Genomic DNA, 5,719 nt, shown 5'->3' with positions numbered 1-5,719 from the left:
CGCCGCCGGAGACGGCGTGGCCGAGGACGCACGGCCCGCAGACGGCGAAGGTGGTGGGCCCGAAGGGGGAGTCAATCTGGACGGACAAATACGGGCGCATCAAGGTGAAGTTCCACTGGGACCGCCTGGCGAAGGGAGACGACACCAGTTCGTGCTGGGTGCGGGTGTCGAGCGCGTGGGCGGGCCAGGGATTCGGCGGGGTGCAAATTCCGCGTGTGGGGGATGAGGTGGTGGTTGACTTTATCAACGGCGACCCGGACCGTCCCATCGTGACGGGGCGGGTGTACAACGACGGCAATATGCCGCCGTGGGCGCTGCCGGCAGCGGCGACGCAGATGGGTTTTCTGAGCCGTAGCAAGGACGGGCACAAAGATACTGCCAATGCACTGCGCTTTGAGGACAAGGCGGGTGAGGAACAGCTGTGGATCCAGGCGCAGAAGAACATGGACACCCACGTCAAGAACAATGAAACCCACTCGGTGGGTGTCGATCGCAGAAAAGCCATTGGTCGCGATGAAAAAGTGACGGTGAAACGTAATCTTCAGGTTGACGTTGGCGCAAATTCAGTAAGTAACACCGGTATTAAGCAGGTGATTAATGTTGGCAAAGGTGAAACGGTCCTGACCCTCGATAAAGAAGGCAATGCGCTGCTGGAAGCCAATACCAGCATTAAATTAAAAGTTAAGGATAACTATATTTTGATCACCCCTGAGGCGATTGAAATTCAGGTTAAATCAGGAAATATATTGGCACAAAGCGAGGATATCGCCACGCTAACCGGCAAAAAGCTAACTGTGCTGGGCGATGGTATTAATACGCAACTAAAAGCAAGCGATGGCGTGGCAATCACCGGTACGAACCTCACCGATATCAAGGGTGCGGTCATCAAAATTAACAGTTAACAGTTAACAGTTTCGGAAAAGGAGAAGTGGCATGGGAATGCCTGCCGCCAGAGCACTGGTTGATAAAGCAGCACATAGTGGCCCGGTTCAGTCAGGCAGTCCTGATGTCATCATCGGCGGGTTTCCCGCCGCAAGAAAAAATGATCCTGTCGGTTGTTCAGTTCATGGCAGCGGCATTATCGTGGGTGGCTCTGGCAGCGTATTCGTGAATGGACTGCCACTGGCTCGTCAGGGAGACAAAACGCAATGTAATTTGTCCGGCGCAGCGGTGGAAAAGAAACCTCAGACGGCACCTCCTCAATACTGGGGAGGTTCACTGGCAAAAAAAGCCGGTGAAGATGGCACAATACACGGAGATCATTTTGACGCAACCGTGCTGAGTGCTACCACCAGTTTGCAGGATAAAACCGCAGATGGCACCTATGATACGGCATCGGCGGGATTCGCCGTTGCAGATATCACCGTCGGTAATCTTAAAAGTAGCGATCTGTTCAGAGGAGAGATGCGCGCTAAGGTTGCTACGGTAAATGCTTCAGAGACGAATTATGGTTTCAGCGGTGAAAACGGTATTACAGGAATCAATACCAGCGCTACGGCAGTGGGAATGCAATACGGTGCCAGTGGCGGCATGGGAAAAGAAGGGACCGTTTACGGAGGTCTGGCCGGAGATGTGATTATCGGAACGGCAGAGGCGAAAGCTGTTTCAGAGGTTTACAGTGGAAACAGCGGGCGATATGGATTCAGTGCTGAAGCGGGAGCCGAAGCCGCAGCGCTCAAAGCGGAAGCGGTGACCAACGTTGATTTATATGGCATTGTGGTGGCCAACGGCAAGCTTGGCGCAACGGCCGGTTCAGCGGGGGCTGCCGCAGGCGTCACCGGTTATTGGGATACGACCAATGATTCACTCAACCTGAAAGTTTCAGGTGAACTGGCGGCCGTTGTAGGATTAAAAGGCGATGTTGAGGTTAAGCTGATCTTCGAGAAGATCACTGACTGGATTTTTGATGATGAAACCAAAGCCGCTGAGGCAAAGAAATCTACGGACAATGGTGATGGCACTATCACAACCGGGTGCGTAACTGTTTTGGTGGGTAATTGATTTTAATAAAGGCTAAGCAATGAGAACGACAGGTTTTATTTTCTTTATTTTTATTACGTTATGGTATCTGTGGGCTGGAAAGGATTTTTTTAACAAGAAAGACTGGCTTTTGTTTTTCCTTAAATTTATCGGTGTTTTGATTTTGACCGTTATTTTTGGTTTTATGCTGAAATTTTTAATGTCGGTATGGTCGGGTCTCTCTTTGAGTACGGCGAAAGAATTGACATCCAAATTCGGTGCGTCTTTAAGCGTTGTTTTAGGTATGAAGTTTTTAGTGGTCATGCTTTGTGAAATATTTAGCAGAATTATGGGTTTTCACCAGAAATATAATCAGGAAAACTATAACGGTTTGTCATCTCTGGCGAATAAATTCTCATCACCTCTGCTTATTCTTGCAAAATGCGTGGTGTCCTGTGGAAGTATGCTGATTTTTTATGGAATCTGGCTGGCGTAATTAGCTGGCCCTGAGGAGCACTATGAACCTTGAAATGAGTGATGCGTTTCCGGTTGCATCAGCGTATACCGAAGAAGAAATGCAACAACGCTTCTGGAAGTGTCTTTATACCTCTGCACCGGAAGAAATGCTTAACTATTGGGTGGTTCTTTCACAGAGTCTGAAACCAGCCGAAATTAATGCGGTTGATTTTCCGGCGGTCAGCCTGACCAATATCGGACGTTACCTGACTACCGATAATTCACCCTATCTGGAGGTTTGGGTAGGGTATGAACACTGCCAGTGGGAAATGAATGCCTCAGACTGGTTATTTAAAAAACTTGCTTTAATGGGCGAGAGAGTGTTGCAGCGCCGTTTTACAGGTAAACCGTCAGGCAACGGTATTTTTGCTGATGTGCTCACTGTAAGAAAGCATGAGTCGGGTGATGAGGTCATTTCGCGTTATACGGTGCAGAAAGATTACAATCCGCAGCAAGGTGGAGGGAATTATTTTTTATTGAAAGCATCCTGTGCCAGTCATGATTATGCGGCCCTGTTAAATGATATTTACATCACCGCCGTTAACTGGGATCTTTCGCATCGCAGTAATTTAGCGATGGCAGAATTATTATCCACCGTTGATTTGAATAAACATGGCACGCTTAAAATACCCGCATCCTGGAAGGCCAGAGCACTGGCCGTCAACCGTCTGGTTATTGAGCATACGATCGAAAACATAAATTACGGTGTAATTAATCTTTATTTCTATCCGATGGCGGACTTTCCGTCTGCTGGACACGTTTACGATAAAGCCAGTGAAAGATTTCACCAGCCTGAAAATGGCCTTACTCTTACTGCCAATGAGATTGAGCCGCTGCCTAACGAAATCAACGAAGCATCCGGTGCTGTGTTTGAAACCTGCTCTGGCGAGATATACAGTGAGAAAGAAAAAATGCGTGCTTTCTATCAGATGTATATTTTCAACCAGTCAGGTATGTGGTGTTATGCTGAACTTGTCGGCAGGCAGAGAAATGCGCAAGATTATCATTTCGAAATAAACAAAAGATGTATGGAAATTATTCTCTCTACAATAAGTATTGGCAAGGAATAATCAACAGATACAGCATTGTTTGCGGCTCATAGAAAATGTCATTCTCAGGTTGTAAGTATTGTTCCGAAACTCACCCTGTTCTCACGTATCACCGTACATCTGCCGACAGACGGCCTGCTGTGCTGGAAACTGAGCTACCGGGTGTGGGAGTACGGCGTGCAGCACCAGGAGAGCAGCTTCGACTTTATCCGGCGGCTGATGGAGCTGGAGGGGATTTACTTCTTCTTGCGAAGGGCGACAACACTGATATTAAAGGGCTTGATATCTCTGTCGCGCCGTTGAGTATTGGGATTACTGGTTTAAAAATGGAGAATAATCCTGTTACTCCTCATTATGATAATGGCTTTAAAACGCGTGTGGCCGGTATCGGGTTCGACACGCTGGCAATGAGTCTGAAAGCAGCCGGACTGTTTATGGTTATTTAAGAAGATATGATGAAGATTGTTGCCAACCTGATTGTTATTGCCGTGCTGGCGGTATTTGCTTACGCCATCATCTCTATTCTGATAAGGGATTCAAAAAATAAAAAAGAAAAAGATGAGCTGGCAAACAATGGCGTGAGTACGCAGGCGGTAATTACCGATGTCAGAAGCCGTTCCGGGGGGGGCGGATATATGAATATCACTCTGGCATTCCGCTTTTCTACCGACACGGGTAGCGAAGTCAATAGCAAAGCCGATGCGGTTATTAATGCTATGGATACAGGAAAATATCAGCCAGGTGAGAAAGTGAATATCAGATATTTGAGAAGTAATCCGGGCAGGGTTTTAGTCGATATACCGAATCCCTTGCTGAAAAAAAAGAAGCTGTGAGTTTCCCGAGGGAATTCCCGGCCCTGAGATTGCTATTTCTGAACTGTTGTATTGATTTTATTTTTAAGTTTTTTTCTGTTTTATCGGCCAGGGATTTACGCAGGCAGATTTCTCCTTTCAGGCTGGAAAAATTAATTTCATACCTACCAGGGTAATCACGAATGGTTGAATACTTGTATCACATTACTAAAAAACGTATTGCATTTGACCATATCAAAACACAGGGGCTGATACCTGCTGCAAAGTTATCAGGGGCATCCATTGCCCGAAGCGAGGGCGCTTTTGCTTCGGAGCGTGAGAAGAATATGCAAATAAAAATCCGCTCCAAGCTGACGTCACCGCTCTCTTATGCGATTGCTCGTGGTTATACGGCGGAGCAAATTAAAAATAAAATCTACAGGCCGTTTCCTTTATCCTTGGATATTAATACGAATCGTAATGACGCTTACGAAAAATTGAGTGATGTCGAAAAGAAATTCTATCGTGAAAACTTTCCGCAGATCACCGGAAAATGCCCTCCTGGAGGATATCTGAAAGAGCGGGAGAATATAAAGAAGCTGGCAGACGACATGCTTCGTGACATGCCCGGGCATGTGTTGTGCCGGTTTGCCAAAGAAATCTCTCATCTTGAGTACGCTATTGAGGAGCGCGTGACGTCTGAGCATATTTACTTTTTTACCGGCAAAGACATGAAACCCTGTTATCAGAGCTACACCGGGCATCATGGCGGCGAGATAAAATCCAGCGTGCTTCGGGTCAAACGTGACGCTGTCAATCACCTTGTAAAGGATCAGGCAGAGCAATATGGATTTATGACCACAGAATCTGTCTTACCCGAATCGATTGAAATTTATAATGCAGAGGGAAGCCCTTTGGATTCTGAAGGTGATGACAACTGGTGTCCCCTGAGCCAGCTTTGAGTCCGGCTTATTCTGTACCCTGGGGTTGCTTCCGGCACGTTAATGGGGCCATCGCGACACCTTACCTGTTCATTCACAGTATTTAACCGTAGTTTTTCAGCCTTTACCGACGAGGTCAGCACCGCCAGTCCGACAGCGGAGATGCAGAGGATGACGTTTTTCAGGCTTTGACAGCGTCAGCCACATCTGTTTCGATGGCGGTAATTTTTATGCCAACTGCCCCGTTTGTGGCCCTGATTAAAACCTCATCGTAAAGCGCATGACTGCTCAATCCACAATTTCAATCTTTGTTACTCTCCCGGCGTCTGCCGGGCCCGGTCAGGGGACATACCATGTTTGATCGTATCACCGTACATCTGCCGACAGACGGCCTGCTGTTCTGGAAACTGAACGGCCGCGAGGCGCTGTCAGAGGCCTTTGAAATCACCGTGCAGCTGCTGAG

Annotated in this window: 6 protein-coding genes and 1 pseudogene; all 7 read left to right on the top strand. The window is 47.5% G+C overall.

The genetic code is table 11. The features are described 5' to 3' along the window. The coding region (locus tag BG55_RS00105; protein ID WP_034932801.1) for a type VI secretion system Vgr family protein at positions 1-902 on the top strand (902 nt) is incomplete at its 5' end. A gap of 31 nt (positions 903-933) precedes the next feature. After that, positions 934-2,001: a PAAR domain-containing protein gene (locus BG55_RS00100; RefSeq protein ID WP_034932797.1), complete on the top strand. Its 1,068-nt coding sequence runs from the start codon at positions 934-936 to the stop codon at positions 1,999-2,001. Positions 2,002-2,020: 19 nt separating this feature from the next. Further along, complete coding sequence (locus tag BG55_RS00095; RefSeq protein WP_034932796.1) at positions 2,021-2,455, top strand: hypothetical protein; 435 nt, start codon at positions 2,021-2,023, stop codon at positions 2,453-2,455. Positions 2,456-2,477: 22 nt separating this feature from the next. Continuing rightward, positions 2,478-3,545 carry a hypothetical protein gene (locus BG55_RS00090; protein ID WP_034932793.1) on the top strand — a complete coding sequence of 356 codons (1,068 nt, stop codon included), beginning with the start codon at positions 2,478-2,480 and terminating at the stop codon, positions 3,543-3,545. Positions 3,546-3,677: 132 nt separating this feature from the next. Further along, a pseudogene (locus BG55_RS22375) lies at positions 3,678-3,797 on the top strand (contractile injection system protein, VgrG/Pvc8 family); the annotation flags it as partial. A gap of 182 nt (positions 3,798-3,979) precedes the next feature. Next, entirely contained in the window at positions 3,980-4,357 is a 378-nt protein-coding gene (locus BG55_RS00080; RefSeq protein WP_034932790.1) for a DUF3592 domain-containing protein, read from the top strand. Between the two features lie 161 nt (positions 4,358-4,518). Beyond that, positions 4,519-5,277, top strand: coding sequence for a hypothetical protein (locus tag BG55_RS21300; protein ID WP_052018624.1), 759 nt, complete (start codon positions 4,519-4,521; stop codon positions 5,275-5,277). Positions 5,278-5,719 lie beyond the last annotated feature (442 nt).

The sequence above is a fragment of the Erwinia mallotivora genome (assembly GCF_000590885.1).
In the GTDB taxonomy this organism is placed as follows: Bacteria; Pseudomonadota; Gammaproteobacteria; order Enterobacterales; family Enterobacteriaceae; genus Erwinia; species Erwinia mallotivora.
Note: the sequence above shows the minus strand (reverse complement) of the source record. Positions and strands in the feature narration are given on the sequence as shown.